Here is a 25512-nt window from a genome sequence, read left to right as displayed (position 1 = left end):
CGTTGGACGTCACACCGTCAGGGTGCCGCTTTCACATCGGCCGCCGGCGCCGGGACATACTTGTCCAGCAACCCTTGGGCAATCGCGTCGGTTTCGGCGTCCGGATTGCCCGCATAATCGCGCGGACGGAAATGCATCTGGAACGCCGCGACGACACGGCGCGTGCGCTCATCGAACACGCCGTCAGTCGCCACTTCATAGCCGTAGCGTGCAAGCTTCTCCTGCAGGCCGCGCACGTCGGCCGGAGCGTGGGGATCGCGGCCGGCCAGATGCGCGGCCACCGTCGCGGCATCCGGCCATGCGCCGATGCCCGCGTCGTAGAGCGGCTTCCACGGAAACAGCGGGCCTGGATCGATCTTTCGTTGAGGGGCGATATCGCTATGACCGACGACGCGCGTCGGCAGGATCGAATAGCGCGTGACGATATCTTTCGCGAGGCGGATCAGCGCATCGACCTGAGCCGGCGGATACGGCTGCCAGACGCAGCCCTGCGGCGTATCGACGGGCCCGCACCCACGGTTGACGCTCTCGATGCCGATCGACGCCGCATTCAGTTCGGTGGCGCCCTGCCAGTAGCTGACGCCCGCGTGCCAGGCGCGTTGCGGTTCCGGCACCAGTTGCCAGACGACCGGTTCGCCGTTGTTCTCCTGCGGCGCGTCGGGAACGACATAGTGGGCGCTGACGGCTTCGGTGGTCAGGACGCGCAGCGATTGCTGCTCGTCGATCTCGGTGTAGTGCATCACGACGAAACGCACGCGGGAGTCGGAATGCTGCGCGTGGTAGCGGGTGTCGGCGATGTAGGTGCCGCGATTGATTTGCGTGGTCGAACAGGCGGCAAGGAGGAGCGTGCCGAGTGCTACAGCGGCATGGCGCGCAAGCCGCACATGGCGAGCAGGTTGCGGTAATCGTGCGAAATCTGGCGCTGGTGTCTTGTCGGCCATTGCTTTAATTGATTTTCCAGAAATATGCCTCGACCCACCCGGCGCCTGCCACCACGCTCAACGAGGCAGCGAGCAAGGCGACGACGGCCACCAGCCGTTGACTCCGCAGCATCCCGACTTCGGTCGCGGCAGCCATCCGGGCCCGCCGGGCAGCGCATTGGTGCACATTGTGCGTCATGATCGTTCGCGGCTCCGCGTTTCAATGGGGTGGTGCGTCGGGGGTGGTCGGCAAGACCAGCACCGCGCGCCGCACCGCCCCGTTTTCGATCGCCGAAGGGCTCGACATCGGCAGGCCCGCCGGGAGCATGTCGGGAATCACAGAGGCCGCCGGCCAGGTCGTGGTGGCGCCCAGCGTGACGAAGTGCCACGGTTGCTGGAAGGCTTCCTGGTACAGCGCGCCGTACCAGATCGGCGTATCGGTCACACCATCGGCCCTGGTACCGATCGCCAAGCGGTAACGGGACCGCCAGAGGCGCAGCACTAACCGGTTCATAGGCCGTCGCGGATCGAATTTCACGAAGGCCAGCTCAGCGCTGTTTCCTTCCGAGAGTTTCTGCAGCACGGGCAACGCGGCCACCGATGTCTGGGGCGACAGCCACAGCAAGGCGGACGTGGCGGACCACGCCGGTGCCGGTTGCCAGCCCGCCGATTCGAGGCGATGTGCGATCGCACTGGAACTGGCGGCCCACTGCAACGGCAGAGACTCTTCTTCATCGCCGCTCAGCTCGGTCCGGCGGCCCGGCAGCGCATGCCATCCTCCGTCTGTCCATTGGCTGAGCGCGAGCACGGTCGGGTGTGTTCTGGGAGCGTATCGCGCGAAATCGGCCTGAAAACGTTCAGGGTTCGTCCAGGGGCCGAAGACGGCGAGTACCCCGATAGCGATGCAGGCCAGAAGTCCTGGCTGCACGTCGTCATGCACCTGCCTGTACGTGTAGACACCGGCCAGTACCGCGAACCACGCGAGCCCCAGGCTCCAGCCGCCCAGCACGTCCGCCAGCCAGTTTTGCCCGAGATACAGGCGGGCAAACCCGGTGAGCGCGATCCAGATGGCGACGACGGAGATGACGGCGCCGCGCCAGAGGGGAGCTTGCCGGCGCACCAGCAGCCAGGCCAGGAAACCGTACACGAGCACGTTGAACGTGGCATCGCCGCTGGGTAACGGCGCATGCGCAGCGCCTGCCTGCCACGCGAACGGTCGCGCATAATCATGCCCGGGTTCGATCACCGGACTCAAGGCCCCCGCTATCCCGACCGCGAGAATCCAGTAGCCTGCCGTGCGCCAGCATCGCCGCACGATGAGCCAGGCAAGAACGGCGGCGGCTACCGCCAGACCCACATCGTATGCGCCCAGTTCAACCACGCCTGCCATCACGTAGTCGGTCGGCGCCGTCCGCAACGTCTGCAGGAAGCTGTAGATGATGGTGTCGGCGCGAACCAGCGGATCGTTTGCGAACACGTCCTGCAGGATCCCCAGAAACAGCCACACGCTGCCAATGAAGAGCAGCGCCAGCACCAGGAGTGTCTGCGCCTCAGGTCGGCCTTGATCGCCGAGGCCCGATAACCGGCTCGCCAGCCGCGGATGCCGGCGACTTAGGCGTCGTAGAGCCAGTTGGGAAGCGGTCCTGGCGAGCGGCACGCCGCGCTGAAGCCCCAGACGCGTCAGCCGGACGACCAGCCAGAGCAGTGCCGCCAGCAGGAGCAACATCGCGGCAAGGCGCCCGCTGACCGCTTCGGCGAGTTGCGCAGACGCGCCGAACACGATCCCCGGGCCGATATGCGTCGGCGACCAGGCCAGCGCCGACGCGATGTTGATCGGATAGAACCTGCGCCGCGGCATGTGCGCCGCGCCGACGACCAGCGGAACGATCGCGCGCACGGGCGCGAAGAAGCGGGCCAGCACGATACTTTTCCCGCCGTGCCGTTGAACGAAACGCTCGCCACGCTCCCAGACGGCCTCGTGTCCCTTCGCCACCCACCACGCGCGCACTTCCCGGTGATACCGGTGACCAAGCTCGAAGCTGATCCCGTCGCCCGCTACGGCGCCGAGTGCGCCGACGGCAAGCGTCACCCATCCGTTCAAGGCGCCGGCTCCGACCAGCGCGCCTGCAGTAAACATCACGATGGCCGCGGGGATGAAGGTCCCGACGACGGCCAGCGACTCCACGCACGCGACGCCGAAGACGACGGCGAGCACAATCCAGGGATGGGCGCCAATGCTGGCGAGCAACGCGTGCATATGCGGCTCCGGTTAGATGCGGGGTTCGCGAAAGTGCATTGATCACCCGCTCGATGCGGCGGCTGCAGGTTTCTTAAGGCTCCGCCAGCGTGTCGCGCTCGAAGCGGCCATAGCGCAACGCGAGCGTCGGCAGCACGATCAGGTTCAGGATCGTGGAGGTGGTCAGTCCGCCGAGAATGACGATCGCCATCGGCCCCTCGATCTCGTTGCCGGCCGCCCCGCTAGTCAGTGCAAGCGGCAGCAAGGCGAGCCCGGTCACGAGCGCCGTCATCAGGATCGGCACCAGCCGCTCGGACGCACCACGCACGGCCGCCTCCATGCCCCATGCCATATCGTCGACGTGCACCAGGTGCTCGTAGTGGCTGATCAGCATGATCGAGTTGCGCAGCGAAATGCCGAACAGGGTGACGAAACCCACCATGCCGCCCAGTGACAGGTCGCCGCCTGTCAGCAGCACGCTCAGCACCCCGCCCACCAGCGCGAACGGCAGGTTCACCATCACCAGCACGATCCCGCGCCGGCTCTTCATCGCGAGGAACAGCAGCAGTGCGATGCCGACGATGGACATCGCGCCATACGCGAGCAGGTCGCGCTGCGACTGCGTGCGCGCTTCACTTTCGCCCGAGAACACCGCGTAGGTGCCCTTGGGCATCACGATGTCGCGATTCACACGCACCTGCGCTTCGCTCACGAAATCGCTCACCGCCCGGCTGCCGAGGTTAACGGAGACCGTCTGCATCCGCCGTCCGCCGTCGTGCGTGATCTGGTACCGGCCGGAAACCTGGCCGATGCTCGCCAGTTCGCGCAACGGCACGGCCAGCCCATCCGGATTGCGCAGCATCAGCGCGCCGACGTCGGCCAGATTCCTGCGCGCATCGGGCGCGAGAATCACGGTGACGTCGTACGGTCGGCTGCCTTCATAAGTCTGTGCAACCGTGCTGCCTTGATAGGCGCTCTGGATCGCGTCGAGCACGTCGACTGGCCGGAAGCCCCGGCGGCTCAACGGGCCAGGCTTCAGTCTGACGTCAAGCTCTGGAATGCCCGGCGGCGATTCCACCCGAACGCTCGCCGCGCCGCGGATCGTGCCGAGCAGCCGGGCGATGTCCTGCGCCTTGCGATCGATCACATCGAGGTCGTCGCCGAAGACGTTGACCGCAACGGGCGCCGTCACGCCCGAAATGGTCTCGTCGATCCGTTCGACCAGAAATGTATTGACCGAGGTGGTGAGGCCCGGAAAGCGGGCGAGCGTATCCTGGATGCGGTACAGGATCGCACTCTGCCGGGCCGCGCTCATCGGCTCGAGGTCGACCTCGAACTCGCTCAGCTGAACGCCGACCGGATCGACGACCTCGTTGGCGCGGCCAGCGCGCTGCGCGACCAGTCGCACCCCCGGCACGTGCATCAGCGCCTGCGACACCTGCGTGCCGATGCGCATCGATTCGGCGAGCGACGTGCCAGGCGCCAGGCCCATGTGCACGATGTAGTGCCCCTCGCGTAGCTCAGGAATGAAGTTGCCGCGCAGAAACGGCAGCGCGGCCAGAGCCGCCATGCACATCACCGCGACCACCACCATCACCGTCTTCACGCGCTGCTCGACCCTCAGCAGCAACGCGGCATAGCGCGCCTTCAGCCACGTCAGCAGGCGCGGCTCGTGAGCCGGCAGCGGCCCGCGCGCCAGCAGCGCAAGCGCCATCGCCGGCGTGAGCGTGAGCGCGACGCCGAGCGACGCCAGCACCGCGAGGATGTAGGCGACGCCCAGCGGCGCGAACAGCTTGCCGGCTATGCCCGAGAGCGTCAGCACCGGCAGGAAGATCAGCATCACGATGAAGGTGGCGAATACGACCGCGCTGCGCACCTCGAGCGAGGCGCGCAACACCACGCGGAACGCCGCCAATGGCGCGGGCCGGGTGCGGTTCTCGCGCAGCCGACGGTAGATGTTCTCGACATCGATGATCGCGTCGTCGACCACTTCACCGAGCGCGATCGCGAGGCCGCCGAGCGTCATCGTGTTCAGGCTCACGCCGAACGACGTCAGCACGATGATCGCGACCAGCAGCGAGAGCGGGATCGCGACGGCTGAAATCACCGCGGTCCGGACATTGAGCAGGAACAGGAACAGGACCGCGATCACCAGCACCGCGCCGACCAGCAGCGCGGTGCGCAGGTGGCCGACCGCCGCGTCGATGAAGTTGGCTGGCCTGAACACGTCCGCATTCAGGTCGACGCCTTGCTGGATCAGTGCCGGCTTGAGCGCGGCGAGCGTCTTCTCGATGTCCTTCGTGACGGCGAGCGTGTTGGTGCCGTACTGACTTTCGAGGACCAGCATCACGCCGGGCGTGCCCATGATCGATGCGGCACCGACCGGGGGGGCGCTGCCCCAGGTGACGGTCGCGACGTCGCCGAGCCGCACGGCTGCGCCATTGCTCCAGCGCAGGACCACACCGGTCATGGCGTCGGGTGTCCGGATCTGTCCATCGGTATTGATGGCGATGCGCTGATTCGCGCTCTCGATGAAGCCCGCGCCGCGCACGCCGGTGGACGTCCGGGCCGCGGCGATCACGTCCTGGATCGACAACCCGTAGCGCATCAGCCTGGCCGGATCGACCTGAATCTGCAACTGCCGCGTATCGCCGCCGAACACGATGGCGTCCGCGACGCCAGGCACGCTCAACAGTTGCGGCTTGACCGTCCACTGCGCGATGTCGTACAGGTCCATCAGCGAACGGGTTTTCGACGTCAAGCCAATGGTGCGCACCACGCTCGTCGCGGTCGTGAGCGGCAGCAGCCTCGGCGGCTGCACGCCCGCAGGCAGCGTCGCGGCCAGCGCGTTGACGCGCTCGGACACCAGTTGCCGGACCTGCAGCAGGTTCGCGCGGCTATCGAACACCACCGTGATCGCGGACAGGCCCTGCAGCGACTTCGACCGCATCGACTGCAGGCCGACCATGCCGGCGAGCGCGTTTTCGACAGGCTGGGTCACCAGCGTCTCGACCTGCTCGCTCGTGAGGCCGGGCGCCTCGGTTTGCACAATGCTCATCGGCGGAGCGAACTCCGGAAACACATCGAGCTTCGCGCGCGTGAGGGTATAGAGGCCATAGCCGGCCAGCAGCACGGCCAGCGCGTAAATGACACCGCGAAAGCGCAGCGAGAATCGGATGATGGCGTTGAGCATCGGCGGCCAGAAGTGTGCGGTGTGGGCGAAGCGGGAAACCGATCTGCGGATCAGTCGTCACATTCGGGCGGATCCTTGCACGCCGTCGCGATGCCCTGTGGCCGGAGTTCCTGGGAGAGCAGCAGCTGCGCGCCATGCATCACCACTTCATCGCCCGCGTGAAAACCATCGGTCACGACGAAACCCTGATCGCTGACAGAAGCATCCGGCACGTAACGTCGCGTGAAGCGATCGGGTGCGGTGCGCACGTAGACCCATAGCTGTCCGCCGTACCAGATCACGGCAGCTTCGGGAATCACGAGCGCGGACGCGCTCCGGTTCGACGCCGGCACATGCGCGGCGGTGTGCGTTCCCACGGGCAACGCGCGCCCGGCCGCGTATAAATATGGGTTGCCCTGGACCGCCGGATCGCCTTGCGGCGAGGCAGAGAGTTTCTGTGCCGCGACCGGCTGGCCGTCCGGCGCGTCGACCTTGATGCGCTCGGGCGCAGCGCCGCTGTAGCCGGCGGGCAGCGTCACGCGCAATACAACCGCGCGGCCGGTGAGCAGGCGCTGGAACAGGTCCGAGGCCGGCGCCAGCGCGGCGCTGGCGAGCGCATCGCCGAACTGCTGCCGCATCGTCGCGTCCAGCCCGCTTTGCGCCGCTTCCGCCGACTGCAGCTTCGCCTGATCGCCCTGCATGGCCGCTCGCGCATCCTGCAGACTCTTCTGCGAGACGTTGCGATCGTCTTCGAACAGCACGCGGTTGCGCTCGTATTGCGCGTGCGAATTGCCGGCCTGTGCGCGCAACGTGTCGTAGTCCGCCCGCGCGGCCGCGACCCGGTTGCGCAGATCGAACAGAGGCTGCAGGTCGACGACCGTCGCGTATGCGGTGTTCTCAGGCTGGATGGCAACGACCGTGAGCGGCGCGACATCGATATGGCTGGCGCGCTGCGCGTCCGCGCCGACCACGACCACTGTTTCGCCGTTCACCGTCTGCACGGACGGCTGGGCGACGGCCTGCGCAGGCGCGTCCGGCCTCGGTTGACTGGCAACGAGTGTCTGGTAGATGAACCAGCTGGCGCCGGCCGCCAGCAGCACGGAGACAACGGAAAGAATGACCAATGTGCGTTTCATCGGGGTATCTCTTGTTGGGTCACAGTGGGGTTGACGGCCTCCAACGCGAGCGGCCGCTGCATCGCGTCTTCGAGCGTGCCGGCTGCTTGCTGCGCGGCGATCACGGCGTCCAGATGAGCGACCTCGCTCGCTTCGTAGTCCGCCCTCGCTTGTGTGAACGTCAGGCGGTCGCTGGAGCCGGCCGTGAAGCTGGCGGCCTGGCTGTCCAGTTGCTTTCGCGCGGTTGCCAGGCGTGCGACAGAGCGCTGCACGGCATCGAGGCTCGCCTGGTAATGGGCGAGTGCATGGTCAAGGTCGTTGAAAATCGTGTCCTGCAAGGCTGCAGTGCGCGCGGCCGCCTCCTTGCGTTTCGCCTCCGCCTGCGCGATGCCCCCCTGGTTCTGGTCGAAGACCGGCAGTGTGATGCCGGCGAGGCCGAAGGCGATCTTGTGCGTGCCGGTGTCGTAGGTGTAGCCGGGGCCGAAATGAATGTCCGGATATTGCTTCGCGACCTCGAGCTGCAACGCCGATTCGGCGGCCGCGTACTCGGCAAGCGATGCCAACAGATCGGCGCGATGGAAAACCGCTTCGCGTTGCGCGTCAGCGGCGGGCGGCGCAGGTGGCGCGGTAACGAACGCCTCGCCATCGAACTGGATGTCCTTAAGCGCGGTGACCGGCACGCCAATCGCCGTCGCCAGTTGTGAACTCGCGTCCTGCGCAGCACTGCGTGCGGCGGCAAGATCGGCCTGTGCCTGGGTGGCTGCGAGCACCGCCGCATCGACGTCCGGTCCGGAGTTTTCGCCGACCGAACGGCGCTTCGTCACCATCGCGACGATCTGCTGCTGCGCGTCGGCCTTGCGCGCCAGGAACGCGGCGTGCTGCCGGGCCGCGTAGAGCGAAATCAGCGCGTCACGCACCTGAGCGCGCACCTTCCAGGCCTCGTTGCCGATGGCGAGGCGCGCGGCTTCCGACAGGTGTGACGCCTGGTCGATCCGATAGCCGCGCTTGTGCGCGGTCTCGATCGGAATGTCGAGCGCGGGACCGACGACCCATGGCGCACCCGGGCCCGGGTTGGGCGTTGCGTACTGAAACGGCAGTTGCAGGACCGGGTTTGGAATCGCGCCCGCGACATCGATGCCCGCTTTGGCGGTGCCCCATTGCGCACGGGCGATATCGAGGGCCGGGCTGTAGTAGTCAGCCGCGAGCGTGAGCATCTCGCGGTTCCAGCGCGGCAGAGGCCACGGATCGATATCGTGTCCCAGCTGCCGCGCGAGGTACGCGCGCAGTTCGGCGTCCGCAAGCGTACGCTCCTCGAAGCGTTGCGCGAGTTGCATCGGCGCGATGGGCTGCGGGTGGTAAGTCGCGCATCCCGTCAGCATCACCGTCAGCATCAGGCAGGCGAGCAGCAACGATCGGCGCATAGCGGCATCCAGGGTCTGTTGGCCATCTGTCGAGATGGCCACAGACGTGGATGCTACGCAAGCGGCTGTGAAGTTTTCGTCAAGAGGACGTCAGGTTCCTGTGAAGTCAGGAGAATTCTTGCCCGCGACCGGCAAACCGACCGACACGCAGCTGCCCTCGCCCGGTTTGCTGTCGAGCCGGACCGGCCACCCGTAGCGGTCGCAGATCTTCTTCACGATCGCCAGCCCGATGCCGAATCCTCGCCCACTCGTCTCCCCCGGACTGGCCTGATAGAACCGGTCGAACACCTGTGGCAGCGCGTGCGCCGGAATGCCGGGGCCAGTGTCCTCGATCCGCAACCAGCCGTCTGCGTATGAGAAGCACAGATGCCCATGCTCGGTGTGGCGTACGGCGTTGTCGATCACGTTTGAGAGCACGATCGCGAGTGCGGACCGGTTTGCTACGAGGTGAAGATCGCGATCCACATCGATGATCGCCTCAACACCCTTGTTCGCGAGACGCCCGGCGAACGGAGCGAGCGCAGTTTCGACCATGCGCGCCACGCTCACCGGTTCGGGGTCCTCTGCCGAATCCTCCCGCGCAAGCATCAGCAGCGCGTTGACCAGTTCGCGCATGCTGTCGGCGGCCCGCTCGATCTGCTTGAGCCGTGCGCGTGATTTCCCGCTGATCGTGGGATCCTGTTCGAGCAGCTCGCAGCTGGTCTTGATGGTGGTGAGCGGAGTGCGCAGTTCATGGCTGACGTTGCCGGTAAATTCTTTCTCGCGCTCGATCATGTCAGCCATACGCCGGTGATAGTCATTGAACGCCTCGACGAGCCCGACGAGCTCGGCTTCGTCGTATTTGCCCGGGTTGACCGGCGTCGATCCCCCGAGCCTGAGTGCTTTGACCTGCCGCGCGAGACCTGCGACCTGACGCACCAGCAGGCCCGACAGGCCAAACGAGAGCCAGATCGTCAGCAGCGCGAACACGCCGGTACCGGCCATCAGTGCGTTGATCACGTCCTTGAAACGCTGCTCGTAAGTGCTGAAGTTGTAGACCCGGTACAGGCGGGTCGTGCCGAACGGCACGATCGCGACATGAATCTCCCGCTCATCGACGATGATCTCGTGGATGCCGTCGGGCAGATTCCTGGCCGATGCTGGCAGTGCGACCGGCGGGTGGTCCGCGGCCGACAGGTAGCCATTCAGGCGTGCATCGAAGGGTGGCAGCAGGGCCGGATTGGCGTGGTAGCCCTGCAGCACGTTGGTCATGTCGTCGTGGATCAGTGCGGCGATCAGTCTTTCTTCCTGCGCTTCAGCCAGCGTTTTGACGCCCAGTGCCTGGGCGACGAGCAGGATGATCGTCAGCGCGGAAAAGACGAGCGCGACCTTGAAGCGCAGGCTACGACGCATTGGCATCGCTTACGACGAACCGGTAGCCGAGGCCATGAACCGTCTCGATGAGGTATTTTTCGCCCGGTGCCGTCAAGGCGCGCCGCAGCGTATAGACGTGTGTGCGCAGCGTGTCGCTGCCCGGCAAATGCTCACCCCAGACTTCGGTTTCGAGCTCGGCGCGACCGAAGACACGGTTCGGCGACTGCATCAGGATGCGCAGCAGCTGCAGGCACTTGGGCGGCATCTTGATCGGTCGACCGGCACGCTCGACGGCCAGCGTCTGCAGATCGAAGCGCACGTCCGCGCAGCAGAGGATCGCCTGCGTGACCTGCCCCCTGTAGCGTTTGATCAGCGCACTGAGACGTGCGCCGACCTCCTTGAGCGAGAACGGTTTGACCAGGTAATCGTCGGCGCCGTACATGAAGCCTTCGAGCTTGTTGTCGAGTGTGTCTCGCGCGGTCAGCATCAGCACCGGCGTGTCCCGATGCGCCTCCTCGCGCAACTTTCGGCAGAGCGTCAGGCCGTCCATACCGGGCAGCGACAGGTCGAGCAGGATCGCATCCCAAGGCTGAGCCAGCGCGAACTGCAGACCTGCGTGGCCGCTCGCCGCGACGTCGACCTCATAGCCTGCGCCCTCCAGGTAGTCATAGAGGTTGGTCGCGATGCCCACGTCATCCTCGATAATCAGCACTTTCACCGTAGTCTTGCCAGAAATAAGCCGATGCGCGGGATTGTGCCACGTGCGCCTTGCATGCCGCTTGACGTCGTCACGGACCAGCTCATTGGGTGTGTCGATCTCAGCCCTCGTCAACCCCTGGCCTGAAACGTAATCAGAAACTTCGCCGGCGTCGTGCCATCGACGTCCCTTGGCATCGGATCGGATCTTTCCACAGCGGTGAGCGCTGCGCGGTCCCACTGCGGATCGCCGCTCGAGCGTCGCACCGTGGCACTGAGCAGCGCTCCGTCGGGTGCGCACGTGACAGCAATTACCGCAGACGGATTGCCCTCGATAGCGAACGGCGCAACGACGTTGGCGCGTACGCGACGTGCCACGATATCGGCGTAACCCGGCGATACCTCAGCGCCGGCATCTGTCTGCGGCGCCCCCGCCCGGGAAGCAGGCGTTGCGGCGAGGCTCTGCAACGCAGCCAGCCGCGCTTCACGCTCCAGTTCCGCCGACCTGCCCGAGGGTGGTTCGATTTCCTGCACCACCGCCATGTGTGTCTGTCGCGCGCGGGTGGAATGCGCGGTTAGCGACGCTTCGCCGTGTGCGCGGCGCGGCTTCGCAGTGCCGCTACGAGGCGGCTCGACAGCCGTGTGTTCGTCGCCGCCTCCGGGTCGCGCAGCCAGGGTCATGACAGGCGACGTGGGCGGGTGGTTCTCGATGCGCGGTGCCGGCGCGGCAACCGGCGAGGCGGCGATCCGTCCGGTTGCCACCGCAATCGCCACACCCGCAGCGGCGGGAGTGTCCCGAGGCCAGTGCATCCCGGAGACCAGCAACGCCAATAGCGCGGCATGCAGCGTCACCGACAGTCCGAAGGCTCGCCATGTGCCGGGCTCCCGCAGCGGCCCGGCACGATACCGGCCATACGGGCTGCCCGCGGCAATGCTGTCCGGGTCTTCCGCCTGAGCGCCGTGCAGATCAATGCGCGCCGTCTGCCTGCCGCATGGCGGGTTGATCTTCTGGCAAGACTTCGTGCTCATGGTGCGTTGGCACCGACCCGCGCTTCCGGTGTGAGCGGCCGTGAACCGGTGTCCCGTTTGTTGCTGATTCCAGTTTAGGCCGGTTATAGCGACAGGACACAATCTGTGGTCCCCGTGGGGTCTCGTGTATGAGGTTACTCCGTGCCACTGCTGACCCTGTTGCAACGTCGAACCGCTGACGGCGTGAGGCGACGGGCGCGCACGGGTCGACGCGAAATTTCCGTTGATACGCTCGATGTAACCTTTTCGGCCGAAGCAACGAATATGGAATACGAGTCTTCAGCAGACAGCGAAGCGCTGCGAAAAGCGATCGCGGAGCTTCCGCCGGGCCAGCGTCAGGCAATCGAGCTGCTCAAGCAGAAAGCGATGTCCCTCAAGGAAGGATCTGCCGCGACCGGGATCAGCACCGCGGCGCTCAAAGTGGCGACGCATGGCGCGCTGAAGGCTCTGCGCGCCATGCTCGGCGCACCCAGGTGATATGGATACCCATGAACTCATTGCAGCCCTCGTCGCGGATCTCAAACCGGTCCGTCGGCTGCTGCCGCCCGTTTGGCGCCTGCTGGCATGGCTCGCAGCATCGGTCCCGGCCGCGGCAGTCGCGGTCGCCATGGCACGGACGCGCCCGGATCTCGCGGCGAAACTTGCGGAGCCGACCTACCTTGCCGAGCAAGTGGCCGCAGTCGTCACTGCGTTCGTGGCCGGGTGGGCCGCGCTCGTCGGATGCGTGCCCGGTGCGCCACGCTGGAAGTTGTGGGCACCGGGCATCCCGCTGATCTTCTGGATGCTGAGCCTCGGGCACCAGTGCTGGGACGAATGGGTGCGTTTCGGCGCAAGCGGAATGGTGTTTCGTGCCGACTGGATGTGCTTGCCGGGTATCGCCCTGACCGGAGCGATACCGGCGCTGGCTATCGTGATCGCGATCCGGCGCGGCGCCCGCCTGAACGCTGCGCCCGTGCTGTGGGGAAGCCTCGCTGCGGCGGCACTCGCCAACGTGGCACTGCGTTTGTTCCATGCCGAGGATGCGGCTTTGATGGTAATCATCTGGCAATTTGGCAGCGTTGCGCTTTTCACGACGATCCTCACCTCGTGCCAGCGTTTTCTGATACCTGCCCGAGGTGTGCATCGCCTGATCTGATCTGCGCTGCGGGCAACGACCGGATTCGTGCCTGTCCGGCATGTAACCTTTTTGCCGTGTCCGACGAAGTATTGGGTGTCGGTCTCGCGTCGAGGCCGTTCAGACCAGGAGACTTGCCATGAACAATCGACTTCTCGCCACCACCGCGCTGTCCACGGCTATGGGACTTGCGCTCGTCATGCAGGGCGTTGCGGCCAACGCACAGGGCATGAAGGACATGTCGAATGCACCGCCGATCGTGAAAGAAAACATGGACAAAATGATGAAGAACCATCTGGAAAAGTGTTACGGCATCAACGCGGTCGCCAAGAACGATTGTGCAGAAGGAGCCCACTCCTGCGCCGGACAGGCAACCCAGGCGCACGACACGAAATCGTTCGTGCTGTTGCCCGCGGGGGTCTGCGGCAAGATTGCGGGCGGGAACCTGAAGCCCGCGTGACCGGCCATGGACGCGGTCGTGAACCCCTCTGCCGCCCAGCGGACGGCAGGCCGTACCCCGATCCCGCCCTCGGCCGGGATCGGGCTGCGTTTCCCACACCATCAGGTGTTCGTCGACATGCGTCCGCCGGTCGGATGGTTCGAGGTCCACACGGAGAACTACATGGGCGGCGGCACGCCGCTGCGCTATCTGGACGCATTGCGCTGCGACTATCCGGTGTCGCTGCACGGCGTCGGGCTGTCGCTTGGCAGCGCGGACGGACTGGACGCCGCCCATCTCGACCGGCTTGCGCGCGCCGTCGCGCGGATCGAGCCACACCTGATTTCGGAGCATCTTTCCTGGAGCGTCATCGGGCAAACGTATCTCGCAGATCTGTTGCCTTTGCCGATGACTGAGGAGGCGCTCAACATCGTCTGCCGTCACGTCGACCAGACCCAGGCGCGGTTGAGGCGGCAAATCCTCATCGAGAATCCGTCGACCTACCTGCAATTCGCGCATTCGACGATTCCCGAATGGGAGTTCCTGTCGAGCGTCGCGGCGCGTACCGGCTGCGGGATCCTGTGCGACGTCAACAACATTTACGTGAGCGCCCAGAATCACGGCTGGGATGCGTCGGCCTATCTGCGGGCATTGCCGTCGGCGGCGATTGGCGAGATACATCTGGCGGGCCACTCCGTGACGACGCTCGAGTCCGGCGCCACACTGCGGATCGACGACCATGGCTCACGGGTCGCTCCGGCCGTCTGGGACCTCTATGAGGAAGCGCTGGCCCGCCTGGGTCCGGTTCCGACGTTAATCGAGTGGGACACCAACATCCCGCCGCTGGACGTACTGCTCGCCGAAGCCGCGCAAGCTGACCGGCATCTCTCGCATTGGCGGAACCGGAGCGACCATGCCATCCCTACGTGACCTGCAGGATGCCGTACGACGCGCGATCGTCGATCACGATGACAGCGACGCCGTCGCGTCTATCGTGGCCGGCGACATCGCGCCGCAGGGGCGCCTGTCGGTCTACCGGAACACGTTTACGAGCACGTTGGTCAGGGCACTGCGTCTGTCCTATCCGGCGGTCGACCGCCTCGTCGGCACGGCATTCTTCGATGCTGCGGCCCGTGAGTTCATTGCGCGGCAGCCGCCGCGCAGCAGCTACCTTGACGAGTTCGGCGGCGATTTTGCCAGCTTTCTGGGACAGTTTCCCCCGGCCGCCTCGGTGCCGTATCTTGCCGACGTGGGGCGTCTCGAATGGGCGGTAACCCGCGCCGTTCACGCTCCCGACGTACCCGCGTTGACAGTTACAACGCTGGATGCGGTCGAGCCCGCCGACCATGAGCGGATCTGTTTCACGCCACATCCGTCCGTCAGTCTCGTCAGCGCGCAGTTTCCCGCCGACGTGATCTGGCACGCCGTGCTGGATGACAACGATGCGGCGCTGGAGGCCGTTGACCCGTCAACCGGTCCGGTCTGGCTCATCGTGCAACGTGGCGAGTCCGGCGTCGAGGTTTCCCGACTGGATGAGGGGGTATGGAAATTTACTGACGCACTTTTCTCCGGGTGTCCACTGGGGCGCGCGCTGGCGGGAACACCCGATATCAATGCGACGATCGCGCTGGCCGATCTGCTCGCGCGCGGGTGTTGCGCGGGGTTCAGCCTGAGCGTTTCCGGCGACGCCGCGCACGGACGGAAGGAGTGACATGATGCAACAGACCACATTGCGGGCGAACGGGCCCATCGTGACGTTATGCAGGCATGCCGTTCACTGGCTGGATGGCATTCCTTACTCGTTGCTCGCCATCCCGTTAAGGCTCGCGCTCGCGAAAGTGTTCTGGAGTTCGGCGATGGTCAAGCTTGCCAGCTGGGACACGGCCGTCGCGTTGTTTCGCGATGAGTATCGACTGCCGCTCCTGCCACCGGAACTCGCGGCTTACATGGGCGTGTCCGTCGAACTCTCAACGCCCGTGCTGCTCGTCCTCGGCTTGCTGACGCGGCCGGCAGCCGCCGTCCTGCTGGGCATGACCACGATCATCGAAGTCTTCGTGTACCCGCAGGCGTGGCCTACCCACATCCAGTGGGCGGCTATGCTGCTTGTGCTGCTTGCCCGCGGACCGGGTCGATTCTCCCTCGACTGGCTGATCCGCCGACGCGCGTTTGGGGAAGTGTGATTCAGCTGAATAGACGAAAGTGCTGCTGATGCCGGAACCGTGGTTATCGTTGGCGGCGAAAGCGCGGGTACGCCAGTCTGACGGCTGACGCACCCGCAGATTCGGGCGCACGCGAGCGCTGCATTGCGCGGTCCTCAACGAATGCCCACCAACGATCAGCGCCCGAAAAAGATGTTGCATTGCGGACCATGACCGCACGGCGCACCGTACTCGTTACTCCGCCCGGTTTGTCCCGCACCTGCAACGCCTGCCCAATTTTTAACTCAAGACACTAGCTCGCTGGAGATTGTTCCTTTCGTTCACCGTCATCGCGCCGGCGGACCAGGCAGGACGGCAGCATCGACTCGAGAGAATCGCTGCGGTCGACAAAGTAGTGCTTCAGCGCCATCAATACGTGTCCGCAAACCAGAATAGCGATGGCGTATGCGAGGTAGATGTGCACCTGTTTGAAGACGGGTGCGAGCGCGGGCGTCTTGTCCATCAATGGCGGCAAGAAGAACAGGCCGGCCACCGGAATTTTGAATCCCGCCGCCGAACTCCAGAGCCATCCCGACAACGGCAGCGCAAGCATGCACAGGTAGAGAAGCAAGTGCCCAACACGTGCTGCGGCGCGCTCCAGCGACGGCACCCCGCACGAAGCCTCGGGCGCGCCGTGCATGAGCCGCCACGGAATCCGCGCCGCCAGCAGGAACAGCGTGATCGTCGCAATCGACTTGTGCAGCATGATGCTGTCGGTTTGAATCTTCTGCGGAAGGCTCAGCGTGCTGGAGTAGTACCCTGCAATCCATGCGCAGATGATCACTGCGGCCATCGTCCAATGGAGGATCTTCGCGATGGACGTGTATTGTCTCCTCTCCATTTTCAACTCCTTTATGCTTCGTCCGACCGAGGCGATCAATTGGAAGATGCTGGCACTGCGGGGGCCGCATTCTGAGGCGCCGACTTGCGCTCCGCATTCAGCAGGTTCTCGGGATATTGCTCAGGCGCTGCCTGCGGCCCATAGCCGTTGCGCTGAAGGTTCTGGAGTTCGGCATTCCTCACCTGACGCGCCTGCTTTCTCTCGGCCTTGCGCTGCGCCTTGAGCGCCTGCTTCTGTGCCTTGCTGTCGGCGTTACTCGCCGAGGCCGCCGTTGTATCCGGCTGCGACGGTACGGGCGCGCTCGCCGCCACTCCCTGTGCTGCCGCCACAAGCGGCATGGCCGATATGAGCAACGCTGCGACCCATTGTCGTGAACATTGATGCACGATGATCTCCTCTTTGAAATCTACGTTGTTGGTTTCAGCAAACTACGAAGTCCCAGGTTCGGAATACTCCAAACCTGTTTTCCTCATTACGCGTTGATCCAGCGTTTGATTATTCGATGCATGTCACGCGCTGCGAGCCGAGACCATCGATGCCCGCTTCGACAACATCACCGGGGCGCAAGTAGCGTCCATAGTGACTGCCAAGGCCGGCCGGCGTGCCGGTGCAAATCAGGTCGCCCGGCTCGAGCCGCGTGAAGTTCGAAAGATAGGCAATCTGCTCGCCGATACTGAAGATCATGTCGCCGGCCACTCCGTCCTGCATGGCGGATCCGTTCAAACGAAGCCATAACCTCAGTTGTGACGCATCGGCGATATTCCATGCCGGAACCATCCACGGTCCGGCGGGGAGCCAGCCCGGCCGTGATTTCGATTGCAGCCAGTCCGTGCCCAACGCCGGCGCATCCTGACGAAATACCCGCTCGCGCAAGGTAATGTCATTGACGATGCAATAGCCCGCGATACAGTCGAGCGCGTCTTCAGCGCGGACATCTGCCGCGCTTTTGCCGATCACGACACCAATCTCCACTTCCCAGTCGAGTGTCTTTAGATCGCGTGAAACAGGCAGCGAATCATTTGACCCTGAAACGCAGGCGGGACCTTTCAGGCAAATGTATGGAGCGCCATCGCGGCGTCGCGCTTCAATGGAATTCAGCAAAGCATTGCAGCGGCCGGCGGCGCCGGGACCATCCGGTCCATCGTCCGCATCGAGAGCGGCTTGCAGCAGTTGGCTACGGTAATTGCCGATCGTGCAATAGACCTGGCGAGGTGCAACTGGAGCGTGCATTCGAAAGCTCGAAAGCGGCACGCCATGTTTGACGATTGCGTCAGCAGTCGCGGGATCGTCCGATATCTGTTTTAGCAAAGCCACGTTTGCGTCCCACTCGCGCAAGAAGGTCTCGATGCAGTCCGTCCCGCGCAAACCCATCGACGCCCAATAGGCCAATGCAAGTGCATGCGTTTCAGTTGACAAAGCGGGAAACGGCTTGCAATGAGCAGATGAAACGTTGACAAGTACTGGGAGCATGGCAATAGTCGTTTTGGTGGTAGCGAGCGCAGGTGCCTGTTGCGAACGTGAGCTCATGCGTCGCCGTTACCCGCGATGACGCCGCCAATGCTGTCCGCTGCCGGCTGCGTCAGTGCCGCTCTATCACGGCGCTTGCGCGGCGCAGTTTCGACGAGGAAGAACGCGACCACTGCTCCCGTGACCAGACTGTAAAGCGCGAAATCGAGCGTGCGTGCAAGGCCGAAGTGCTGGGCGATGAAACCTGCAATAACGGGCGCGACTCCGCCGCCAAACGTCTCGCCCACACCCGACACGAAACCGATCGTCGACGCGATGAGCCCGACAGGAGCCGCTTCCGTCGCAATGGGACCACTGAGCAGGCTCAGCAGACCCATCGAGAACATTGCGACACCAAACAGCAGAACGAACAGCATCATCGGATTGGGACCCGCGCACGAAAACAGATACAAGAGAGCGGCCGCACAGATGAATCCGATCAACGCCGTGGGCCGGCGGCCGATGAAGTCCGAGAGGCCCGCAAGCGCAAAGCACCCAATAAAGCCGCCAAACCCGACTGCCGACGCGACGAACCCCATGCTTCGCATGTCGAGATGGACAACGGACACCAGATACGTCGGCACCATCGCGCCAATCACGAATATCCCGCTCATCGCACACAGAATGGCAATGGTCGCGACGGTGACGTTCCGGCTCGCAAAGAGCGCGGTCCAGCGCGGCCGATCGACGGGTTCATGCGACGTGTGGACCGCGGACGTATCGCGATCACGCACGTGGCGCCAGATCAGCACTGCGACGATGAAACCGGGCACGGCCGAGAGCGTAAACACCCAATGCCAGTTCGGAACGACTTGAAGCAATTGCGTGGCGACGATAGGCGCGAAGCCGAGACCCATCAAAGGGATCATGCTGATCTGTATGCCCTGATTCAGTCCGCGACGTGCCGGCAGCGAAGCCTCGCTATTCGCGGCGATGCTCGCTGGCGTGAATGCGCCCTCGGCGACGCCCATCGCGGCCCGTAACAGCAGCAGGCTGATAAAGCCCGTCGCCAATCCGGAAAGACTCGACAACACAGAGAACGCGATCATCGTCGTCACAAGAATCTTCTTTCGGCCGATGCGGTCTGCAAGCGGTCCCATTGCGATCGACCAGAGCCCCCATGCGACGCCCAGTATTCCCACGAGGCTGCCCAGTTGCGAATAGTTGAGCCCCAGGTCGCGCATGATGTGCGGAAACAGCGGAGCGAGCAGCCACCGATCGAAGCCGACCAGTCCAAATCCTATGCCGAGCAGAGCAAGTGTCCCGCGTTCATAGCGAACGTCATGTCGAGGGGCATTCATCGTGGTGTCTCCTTATATTGCATTTATTAAGTCGCCGGTCCTGTCGATGCAGGCCGCGAAACAGGAACAACATTCAGTGCTGCGCGTCGCTAGTGGTTTGAAATCGTCAGCGTTGCGCGTCGGGGTGCCGGCGGGAAGACGCTCCATCTGCCGTCGCCGTGCTGGAAGAAAAATATCGTCACGCGGCTGTCCGATTGCGACGACACTACCTGGACACATCTATTTCGTCCCAGCTTCGCAGGCCTGACGCGGCTCACTTCCAATGACGAAATGGCGGTTCGCCCAAACCACTTCTCGACATGGAACCGCAAGGATCCTTCTTCAAACATTGCTTCTGCCTCCTCTCCCCGCATAGCCGGTCAATTGCGACAGGACTTCGACGCTAGCTACCGCGGCTGCTCGCGCGCTTCGATTCATTCATTGCGCTAACGTTAGCACAATGATAATTGTGCTTTTCCGAGGCGTCAAATAAATCTAGCTATGCAACCGCGCTCACGTTAGCATCAAAATCTGGAAAGTTCGGACAAAAATGCAGTGGATCATTGGATCGTTTCGGCTTCGCTTCGGTGTGACAGGTGGTCGACAGCCGCAAGCCGCAGCCAATACCGCTTCGGGACGCAGGTTAGACGAATGAAACAGCGCTCGGCCAATACGACGTAAAGCCTTGTGCTATCGTTATAAAAAAGCCTTTACGGATAACTCAATGGTCACCATCAAAGACATCGCCGCTCGCCTGCAGGTCTCTCCGTCGACGGTAGGACGGGCGCTTGCCGACGACCCGCGGATCAGCGCCGCCACCAAACAGAAAGTGACTCAGGTCGCGGATGAAATGGGTTACGTGGCCAACCTCGCTGCACGCATGATGCGAGGCGTCTCGAGCAATCTCGTCGGTCTCGTCCTGCCAGACATCAGGAACGGCTTCTACGCGACCATCGCCCATGCTCTGTCGAAATGCCTGCAGGCAGCAGGCTATCAGTTGGCGCTGTCCGAAACCGACGATGACCGGATGGTCGAGTTGCAGAGCGTTCGTGAGCTGGCCAGCGCGAATGTCGCGGGGATCATCATTGTGCCGACCGCGAAGCCTCATCGGGAAACGGTCCGCTTGCTCAAACTGGCGCCGCACGTGCAGCTTCTGCGCAGGCATGCCGCGATCGGCGATCAGTGGTTCGGAATCGACGATACGCAGGCCATCTTCGAAGCGACCAGTCACCTCGTGCAGCTCGGTCATCGCCGAATCGGCTATATCGGCGGCACCGACGATCTGCCTACCGGTTCCGCTCGCCTGAAGGGTTATCACAAGGCGCTGACCGGCGTTGAATCAGGGGAACCCGCCCTTGTGCAACTCGGCGCGCCGGGCGAGGTCGACTTCGGCGCTAACGCAACCCGCCGCCTGCTGTCGTTGCCCAAGCCTCCGACGGCGATTGTGGCGGGTTCGGTCCAGATGACCCAGGGCGTCCTGGAAGAACTGTTGACTCAAGGAGTGCGGGTTCCGGATGACCTGTCGGTCGTCGGATTCGGCGACGAACTCGGCTTCCGATGGTGGGGACCGGGACTGACCACGGTGGGACTTCCCGTACACGACCTGGCGACCGCATGCGGGCTCTGGTTCGTCCATCACGCCCGCCAGAATTCGGCCACCGCTTCGCCGTATACATCGATCTCGCCGGCGACACTCATCGTGCGAGGCAGCACGCGCAAACCGGGACCGCCGGCGAAGACATCGGCACGTGGTTCGCTGCGCGGAGCCACGGCTTGACGGGTCGCCATCACGATTGCGTCTAACGTTGATCCTGGGAAATACGCTCGACAAGTTCGGGCACCGACGTGAACAGATCGTCGACGAGGCCATAGTCGGCGACGCTGAAGATCGGCGCTTCCGGATCCTTGTTGATCGCGACGATCACCTTCGAATCCTTCATGCCCGCAAGGTGCTGGATTGCACCCGAAATGCCGACCGCGACGTACAACTGCGGCGCGACGATCTTGCCGGTCTGCCCGACCTGGTAGTCATTCGGCACATAGCCCGCGTCGACGGCCGCGCGCGACGCGCCCATTGCTGCGCCGAGCGTGTCCGCCAGCGGCTCGAGCACTTGCGTATAGTTTTCGCCGCTACCCAAACCGCGGCCACCCGAGACGATGATGTTCGCCGACGTCAATTCCGGCCGGTCCAGCTTCGTCACTTCACGGCTGACCAACTGCGAGATGCCTGCGTCCGGCGCGGCCTCGACCTTCTCGACCACTGCGCTGCCGCCTTCCGCTGCGACCGGGTCGAAGCCCGTTGCACGCACCGTGATGACTTTGATCGCGTCTTGCGATTGCACGATCGCGATTGCATTGCCCGCGTAGATCGGGCGCTCGAACGTGTCGGCTGAATGAACAGCGGTGATGTCGCTGATCTGCGCGACGTCGAGCTTCGCGGCGATACGCGGTGCGATGTTCCTGCCGTATGCGGTCGCCGGCGCAAGGATGTGGGAGTAGTCCTTTGCCGGGTCTTGCACAAGCGTCAGCACCGTCGCCTCGACGTTTTCCGCAAGACCTTCGGCCAGTTGCGGCGCCTCCGCCAGCAGCACCTTCGATACGCCCGCGACCTTCGCTGCCGCTTCAGCCGCAGCTTGCGCGTGATGACCCGCGATCAGCACGTGAATATCGTCACAGATCTTCTTCGCAGCAGCGACTGTGTTCAGCGTCGTGGCCTTGATCGACGTGTTGTCCCTCGAGGGGATTTCCTCCCAACGGGGGCTTCCTTCGGTCGTCGGGGTGCCGTGTTCAGCAATTACCAGAATCGTCATTTCTCTTGTCTCCGCAAGTCTGCGATGGTCGTGATGGTCGCGATCAAAGCACCTTGGCCTCGGTCTTCAGCTTCTCCACCAGCGTCTTCACGTCCGGCACCTTCACACCAGCGCTGCGCTTGGCCGGCTCGCTGACTTTCAGGGTCTTCAGACGCGGCGTCACGTCGACGCCCAGATCTTCGGGCTTCACGGTTTCCAGCGGCTTCTTCTTCGCCTTCATGATGTTCGGCAGCGTCACATAACGCGGCTCATTGAGGCGCAGATCGGTCGTGACAACAGCGGGTAACTTCAGCGACAGCGCTTCTGCACCGCCATCCACTTCCCGCGAGACCGTTGCCTTGCCGTCAGCAACAACGACCTTCGAAGCAAACGTCGCTTGCGGCAACCCAGCCAAAGCAGCCAGCATCTGCCCGGTCTGGTTCGAGTCGTCGTCGATGGCCTGTTTGCCGAGGATGATCAACTGCGGCTGTTCCCTGTCGACCAACGCCTTGAGCAGCTTCGCTACCGCGAGCGGCTGCAGTTCCTCGGCCGTTTCAACTAGAACCGCGCGATCCGCTCCGATAGCCAAGGCGGTTCGCAGCGTCTCCTGACATTGCGCGACACCGCACGAAACCGCAATGACTTCGCTGGCCACGCCCGCTTCCTTCAAACGCACGGCCTCTTCGACGGCGATCTCGTCGAACGGATTCATCGACATCTTCACATTCGCAATGTCGACACCCGTGTTGTCCGACTTCACGCGGACCTTCACATTGAAGTCCACTACTCTCTTCACAGCGACAATGATCTTCAAGATGTTTCGTCCTCAGCATTAAGGATAAGTATAAAAGCCCTGCCCACTCTTTCGTCCAAGGTAGCCCGCGTCCACCATTTCTTTGAGCAACGGCGCCGGACGATACTTAGAATCGTTGAAGTCCCGGCACAAGACGTTCATGATCGCGAGCATCGTATCGAGTCCGATGAGGTCCGCGAGCGCCAGCGGTCCGATCGGATGATTGGCGCCCAGCTTCATGCCCTCGTCGATTTCTTCGGCACGCGCGTGACCTTCCTGCAGCACGAAGATGGCCTCATTGATCATCGGTATCAGAATGCGATTGACCACGAAGCCCGGAGAATTCTTCACGCAAATCGCGGTCTTCCCGATATGTTTAGCGAGGGCGACGGTTGCATCGAATGTGGCGTCGCTCGTCTGGAGGCCGCGGATTACTTCGACGAGCGCCATCAACGGAACAGGGTTGAAAAAGTGCATTCCCGTAAAGCGGCTCGGGTCATTGAGTGTCGCGCCGAGTCTCGTGACGGATACCGATGAAGTATTGGTCGCGATGATCGCACCCGGCGCGACGATGGCATCCAGCTTCCTGAGAACCTCCTCTTTGACCTGAACATTTTCCGTCGCGGCTTCGATCACAAAGTCGCATTCGACGAGTTCAGTCAACGCTGTGCTTCCCTTGATGCGTTCCAGCGCTGCCGCTGCTTCGAGTGAAGTCGTTTTCTCCTTCGATACCATCCGCGCAAGATTCGCCGAAATGCGTTCGATACTGCGGTTCACCGCACGTTCATCGAGATCGGCGAGGATGACGTTCAGGCCGGCTGTTGCACAAACCAGCGCGATGCCGCTCCCCATCTGCCCTGCACCTACGATTCCAATTGTTTGCATATCGATCTTCAGTCACATGTTCGGATAGTTCGGACCCCCGCCGCCTTCGGGCGTGGCCCACACGATGTTCTGCATCGGGTCCTTGATATCGCAGGTCTTGCAGTGCACGCAGTTTTGCGCGTTGATCTGCAGGCGGTGTTGGTCTTCTGCGTCTTTGATGAATTCGTAGACGCCTGCCGGACAGAATCTCGCTTCAGGTCCCGCGTATGTTTGCAGATTCACCGTGACGGGCACTGACGGGTCTTTCAGCGTCAGGTGCGCGGGCTGGTTCTCTTCATGATTCGTGTTCGAGATGAACACCGACGACAAACGGTCGAACGTCAGCTTGCTGTCCGGCTTCGGATACTCAATCGGCTTGCATTGCGAAGCCGGCTTGAGCATCTCGTGATCGGAATGCTGATGATGCAGCGTCCACGGCACATTGCCGCCGAACAGCTTCTGCTCGATGCCGACCATCAACGTGCCGAGGTACAGGCCCTTGCTCATCCACTGCTTGAAATTGCGGGCTTTGTGGAGTTCTGTGTGCAGCCAGGACGTCTTGAAGCTCTCGGGGTAAGCCGTGAGTTCGTCGGACTGGCGGCCGGCTTGCACGGCGTCGAACGCGGCCTCAGCGGCGAGCATGCCGGTCTTGATCGCCGCGTGCGAACCCTTGATCCGCGATGCGTTCAGAAAGCCTGCATCATCGCCCACGAGCGCGCCACCCGGGAACATCAGTTTCGGCAGCGACATCAGGCCGCCGGTGGTAATCGCGCGCGCGCCGTACGACACGCGCTTGCCGCCTTCCAGGAAGTTGCGGATCGCCGGATGCGTCTTGTAGCGCTGGAATTCCTCGAAGGGCGAGAGATACGGATTCGTGTAGCCGAGGCCGACCACGAAGCCGACCACCACCTGATTGTTGTCCAGGTGATAGAGGAACGAGCCGCCGTACGTGTCGTTTTCCAGCGGCCAGCCGGCCGTATGCATCACCAGACCCGGCTTGTGCTTGCCCGGATCGATTTCCCACAGTTCCTTGATGCCGATCCCGTAGACCTGCGGATCGACGCCGTCGCGCAGCTTGAACTTCTCGTTCAGTTGACGGCCGAGGTGCCCGCGCGCACCTTCGCAGAAGAGCGTGTACTTCGCGTGCAATTCCATGCCGAGCTGGAAATTCTCGGTCGGCTGGCCGTCCTTGCCGATGCCGAGGTTGCCGGTTGCGACGCCTTTAACGGAGCCATCGTCGTTGTACAACACTTCAGCAGCCGGAAAGCCGGGGAAAATCTCGACGCCCGCGGCTTCCGCCTGTTGACCGAGCCAGCGCGTGACGCTGGCGAGGCTGACCACATAGTTGCCGTGGTTCTTGAAGTTATCCGGCAGCGCCCACGTCGGCACAGCCTTCGCACCCGTTTCCGACAAAAACAGAAAGCGGTCTTCAGTCACCTCGACATCGAGCGGCGCGCCTCTTTCCTTCCAGTCCGGAATCAGTTCATTCAACGCGCGCGGGTCCATCACGGCACCCGACAGGATATGTGCCCCGATCTCCGAGCCTTTTTCCAGTACGCACACGCCAATTTCAGCGCCTTGTTCCGCCGCCAGCTGCTTCAGGCGGATCGCCGCGGACAGCCCGGCCGGGCCGCCGCCGACGATCACGATGTCGGATTCCATCGACTCGCGCAGGCCGCTCATTTCGGGGAGATTCATTTATCAATGCTCCAATCTGACTACGCCGCCACTGCCTTGAGTAACGGA

24 protein-coding genes are annotated in these 25512 nt (G+C 63.5%); 7 read left to right on the top strand and 17 right to left on the bottom strand.

Annotated features, from left to right (window positions below; all coding sequences use genetic code 11):
• Positions 1–17: 17 nt before the first annotated feature.
• The 9 genes from AC3WLT_RS22685 to tolA all read right to left on the bottom strand — a co-directional run bounded on the left by AC3WLT_RS22685 (position 18) and on the right by tolA (position 11942).
• On the bottom strand, positions 18–941 hold the full coding sequence (locus AC3WLT_RS22685) for an N-acetylmuramoyl-L-alanine amidase (RefSeq protein ID WP_492593926.1): 924 nt from the start codon (positions 939–941) through the stop codon (positions 18–20).
• A 4-nt stretch (positions 942–945) separates the two neighbouring features.
• A complete protein-coding gene (locus AC3WLT_RS22680; protein ID WP_492593925.1) occupies positions 946–1119 on the bottom strand; it encodes a hypothetical protein in 174 nt (57 codons plus the stop codon).
• Positions 1120–1140: 21 nt separating this feature from the next.
• Complete coding sequence (locus tag AC3WLT_RS22675) at positions 1141–3177, bottom strand: bifunctional DedA family/phosphatase PAP2 family protein (protein ID WP_492593924.1); 2037 nt, start codon at positions 3175–3177, stop codon at positions 1141–1143.
• Positions 3178–3250: 73 nt separating this feature from the next.
• A complete protein-coding gene (locus AC3WLT_RS22670) occupies positions 3251–6349 on the bottom strand; it encodes an efflux RND transporter permease subunit (RefSeq protein WP_492593923.1) in 3099 nt (1032 codons plus the stop codon).
• A 50-nt stretch (positions 6350–6399) separates the two neighbouring features.
• On the bottom strand, positions 6400–7464 hold the full coding sequence (locus AC3WLT_RS22665) for a metal transporter (protein WP_492593922.1): 1065 nt from the start codon (positions 7462–7464) through the stop codon (positions 6400–6402).
• Positions 7461–8864 carry a TolC family protein gene (locus AC3WLT_RS22660; protein WP_492593921.1) on the bottom strand — a complete coding sequence of 468 codons (1404 nt, stop codon included), beginning with the start codon at positions 8862–8864 and terminating at the stop codon, positions 7461–7463. Before AC3WLT_RS22660 ends, AC3WLT_RS22665 begins: the two co-directional genes overlap by 4 nt.
• 90 nt (positions 8865–8954) lie before the next feature.
• Positions 8955–10256: a sensor histidine kinase gene (locus AC3WLT_RS22655; RefSeq protein ID WP_492593920.1), complete on the bottom strand. Its 1302-nt coding sequence runs from the start codon at positions 10254–10256 to the stop codon at positions 8955–8957.
• Positions 10246–10935, bottom strand: a complete 690-nt coding sequence (locus tag AC3WLT_RS22650; protein ID WP_492593943.1) for a response regulator transcription factor — start codon at positions 10933–10935, stop codon at positions 10246–10248. Before AC3WLT_RS22650 ends, AC3WLT_RS22655 begins: the two co-directional genes overlap by 11 nt.
• 110 nt (positions 10936–11045) lie before the next feature.
• A complete protein-coding gene (tolA, locus tag AC3WLT_RS22645) occupies positions 11046–11942 on the bottom strand; it encodes a cell envelope integrity protein TolA (protein WP_492593919.1) in 897 nt (298 codons plus the stop codon).
• 141 nt (positions 11943–12083) lie between these two features.
• Here tolA and AC3WLT_RS22640 point away from each other — a divergent pair, with 141 nt between their 5' ends.
• From AC3WLT_RS22640 to AC3WLT_RS22615, 6 genes are all read left to right on the top strand, one after another.
• Positions 12084–12419, top strand: a complete 336-nt coding sequence (locus AC3WLT_RS22640) for an RNA polymerase sigma factor (RefSeq protein ID WP_492593918.1) — start codon at positions 12084–12086, stop codon at positions 12417–12419.
• 1 nt (position 12420) lies between these two features.
• A complete protein-coding gene (locus AC3WLT_RS22635) occupies positions 12421–13077 on the top strand; it encodes an NrsF family protein (RefSeq protein ID WP_492593917.1) in 657 nt (218 codons plus the stop codon).
• 118 nt (positions 13078–13195) lie between these two features.
• Positions 13196–13516 (top strand): BufA1 family periplasmic bufferin-type metallophore, encoded by a 321-nt coding sequence (bufA1, locus tag AC3WLT_RS22630; RefSeq protein ID WP_492593916.1) that lies wholly within the window; start codon positions 13196–13198, stop codon positions 13514–13516.
• A gap of 6 nt (positions 13517–13522) precedes the next feature.
• Entirely contained in the window at positions 13523–14425 is a 903-nt protein-coding gene (bufB, locus tag AC3WLT_RS22625; RefSeq protein ID WP_492593915.1) for an MNIO family bufferin maturase, read from the top strand.
• On the top strand, positions 14409–15206 hold the full coding sequence (locus AC3WLT_RS22620) for an HvfC/BufC N-terminal domain-containing protein (RefSeq protein ID WP_492593914.1): 798 nt from the start codon (positions 14409–14411) through the stop codon (positions 15204–15206). The genes bufB and AC3WLT_RS22620 overlap by 17 nt, the downstream gene beginning before the upstream one ends.
• A 4-nt stretch (positions 15207–15210) precedes the next feature.
• Positions 15211–15675, top strand: coding sequence for a DoxX family protein (locus AC3WLT_RS22615; protein WP_492593913.1), 465 nt, complete (start codon positions 15211–15213; stop codon positions 15673–15675).
• Between the two features lie 271 nt (positions 15676–15946).
• On the opposite strand, the gene AC3WLT_RS22610 is transcribed toward AC3WLT_RS22615, so the two are convergent.
• The 4 genes from AC3WLT_RS22610 to AC3WLT_RS22595 all read right to left on the bottom strand — a co-directional run bounded on the left by AC3WLT_RS22610 (position 15947) and on the right by AC3WLT_RS22595 (position 19341).
• The gene (locus tag AC3WLT_RS22610) at positions 15947–16573 is read right to left on the bottom strand and encodes a cytochrome b (RefSeq protein WP_492593912.1); all 627 of its coding nucleotides are present in this window, start codon (positions 16571–16573) and stop codon (positions 15947–15949) included.
• A complete protein-coding gene (locus AC3WLT_RS22605; protein WP_492593911.1) occupies positions 16570–16920 on the bottom strand; it encodes a hypothetical protein in 351 nt (116 codons plus the stop codon). The genes AC3WLT_RS22610 and AC3WLT_RS22605 overlap by 4 nt, the downstream gene beginning before the upstream one ends.
• 109 nt (positions 16921–17029) lie before the next feature.
• Positions 17030–17764 carry a fumarylacetoacetate hydrolase family protein gene (locus tag AC3WLT_RS22600; RefSeq protein ID WP_492593910.1) on the bottom strand — a complete coding sequence of 245 codons (735 nt, stop codon included), beginning with the start codon at positions 17762–17764 and terminating at the stop codon, positions 17030–17032.
• Between the two features lie 293 nt (positions 17765–18057).
• Complete coding sequence (locus AC3WLT_RS22595; RefSeq protein ID WP_492593909.1) at positions 18058–19341, bottom strand: MFS transporter; 1284 nt, start codon at positions 19339–19341, stop codon at positions 18058–18060.
• A gap of 703 nt (positions 19342–20044) precedes the next feature.
• On the opposite strand from AC3WLT_RS22595, the gene AC3WLT_RS22590 reads away from it, so the two are divergent.
• The gene (locus tag AC3WLT_RS22590) at positions 20045–21097 is read left to right on the top strand and encodes a LacI family DNA-binding transcriptional regulator (RefSeq protein WP_492593908.1); all 1053 of its coding nucleotides are present in this window, start codon (positions 20045–20047) and stop codon (positions 21095–21097) included.
• A 22-nt stretch (positions 21098–21119) separates the two neighbouring features.
• Here AC3WLT_RS22590 and AC3WLT_RS22585 read toward each other — a convergent pair whose 3' ends face one another.
• From AC3WLT_RS22585 to AC3WLT_RS22570, 4 genes are read right to left on the bottom strand one after another with little or no spacing between them, the layout of a single operon-like run.
• Entirely contained in the window at positions 21120–22130 is a 1011-nt protein-coding gene (locus AC3WLT_RS22585) for an electron transfer flavoprotein subunit alpha/FixB family protein (protein ID WP_492593907.1), read from the bottom strand.
• A 43-nt stretch (positions 22131–22173) separates the two neighbouring features.
• A complete protein-coding gene (locus AC3WLT_RS22580; RefSeq protein ID WP_492593906.1) occupies positions 22174–22923 on the bottom strand; it encodes an electron transfer flavoprotein subunit beta/FixA family protein in 750 nt (249 codons plus the stop codon).
• An 18-nt stretch (positions 22924–22941) separates the two neighbouring features.
• Positions 22942–23793 carry a 3-hydroxybutyryl-CoA dehydrogenase gene (locus AC3WLT_RS22575; protein WP_492593942.1) on the bottom strand — a complete coding sequence of 284 codons (852 nt, stop codon included), beginning with the start codon at positions 23791–23793 and terminating at the stop codon, positions 22942–22944.
• Positions 23794–23799: 6 nt separating this feature from the next.
• Positions 23800–25464, bottom strand: a complete 1665-nt coding sequence (locus AC3WLT_RS22570) for an electron transfer flavoprotein-ubiquinone oxidoreductase (RefSeq protein ID WP_492593905.1) — start codon at positions 25462–25464, stop codon at positions 23800–23802.
• Between the last annotated feature and the right edge of the window lie 48 nt (positions 25465–25512).

The sequence above is a fragment of the Paraburkholderia sp. FW306-2-2C-D06C genome (genome assembly GCF_058781505.1).
Note: the sequence above shows the minus strand (reverse complement) of the source record. Positions and strands in the feature narration are given on the sequence as shown.

Excerpts from the sequence above, each read along its gene's own strand:
- AC3WLT_RS22665 (WP_492593922.1), bottom strand. The coding sequence starts at position 7,464 with ATGAAACGCACATTGGTCATTCTTTCCGTTGTCTCCGTGCTGCTGGCG.
- AC3WLT_RS22620 (WP_492593914.1), top strand. The coding sequence starts at position 14,409 with ATGCCATCCCTACGTGACCTGCAGGATGCCGTACGACGCGCGATCGTC.
- AC3WLT_RS22680 (WP_492593925.1), bottom strand. The coding sequence starts at position 1,119 with ATGACGCACAATGTGCACCAATGCGCTGCCCGGCGGGCCCGGATGGCT.
- AC3WLT_RS22585 (WP_492593907.1), bottom strand. The coding sequence starts at position 22,130 with ATGACGATTCTGGTAATTGCTGAACACGGCACCCCGACGACCGAAGGA.
- AC3WLT_RS22635 (WP_492593917.1), top strand. The coding sequence starts at position 12,421 with ATGGATACCCATGAACTCATTGCAGCCCTCGTCGCGGATCTCAAACCG.
- bufB (WP_492593915.1), top strand. The coding sequence starts at position 13,523 with ATGGACGCGGTCGTGAACCCCTCTGCCGCCCAGCGGACGGCAGGCCGT.
- AC3WLT_RS22660 (WP_492593921.1), bottom strand. The coding sequence starts at position 8,864 with ATGCGCCGATCGTTGCTGCTCGCCTGCCTGATGCTGACGGTGATGCTG.
- AC3WLT_RS22670 (WP_492593923.1), bottom strand. The coding sequence starts at position 6,349 with ATGCTCAACGCCATCATCCGATTCTCGCTGCGCTTTCGCGGTGTCATT.
- AC3WLT_RS22675 (WP_492593924.1), bottom strand. The coding sequence starts at position 3,177 with ATGCACGCGTTGCTCGCCAGCATTGGCGCCCATCCCTGGATTGTGCTC.
- AC3WLT_RS22685 (WP_492593926.1), bottom strand. The coding sequence starts at position 941 with ATGGCCGACAAGACACCAGCGCCAGATTTCGCACGATTACCGCAACCT.
- AC3WLT_RS22655 (WP_492593920.1), bottom strand. The coding sequence starts at position 10,256 with ATGCGTCGTAGCCTGCGCTTCAAGGTCGCGCTCGTCTTTTCCGCGCTG.
- AC3WLT_RS22590 (WP_492593908.1), top strand. The coding sequence starts at position 20,045 with ATGGTCACCATCAAAGACATCGCCGCTCGCCTGCAGGTCTCTCCGTCG.
- tolA (WP_492593919.1), bottom strand. The coding sequence starts at position 11,942 with ATGAGCACGAAGTCTTGCCAGAAGATCAACCCGCCATGCGGCAGGCAG.
- AC3WLT_RS22615 (WP_492593913.1), top strand. The coding sequence starts at position 15,211 with ATGCAACAGACCACATTGCGGGCGAACGGGCCCATCGTGACGTTATGC.
- AC3WLT_RS22595 (WP_492593909.1), bottom strand. The coding sequence starts at position 19,341 with ATGAATGCCCCTCGACATGACGTTCGCTATGAACGCGGGACACTTGCT.
- AC3WLT_RS22600 (WP_492593910.1), bottom strand. The coding sequence starts at position 17,764 with ATGCACGCTCCAGTTGCACCTCGCCAGGTCTATTGCACGATCGGCAAT.
- AC3WLT_RS22570 (WP_492593905.1), bottom strand. The coding sequence starts at position 25,464 with ATGAATCTCCCCGAAATGAGCGGCCTGCGCGAGTCGATGGAATCCGAC.
- bufA1 (WP_492593916.1), top strand. The coding sequence starts at position 13,196 with ATGAACAATCGACTTCTCGCCACCACCGCGCTGTCCACGGCTATGGGA.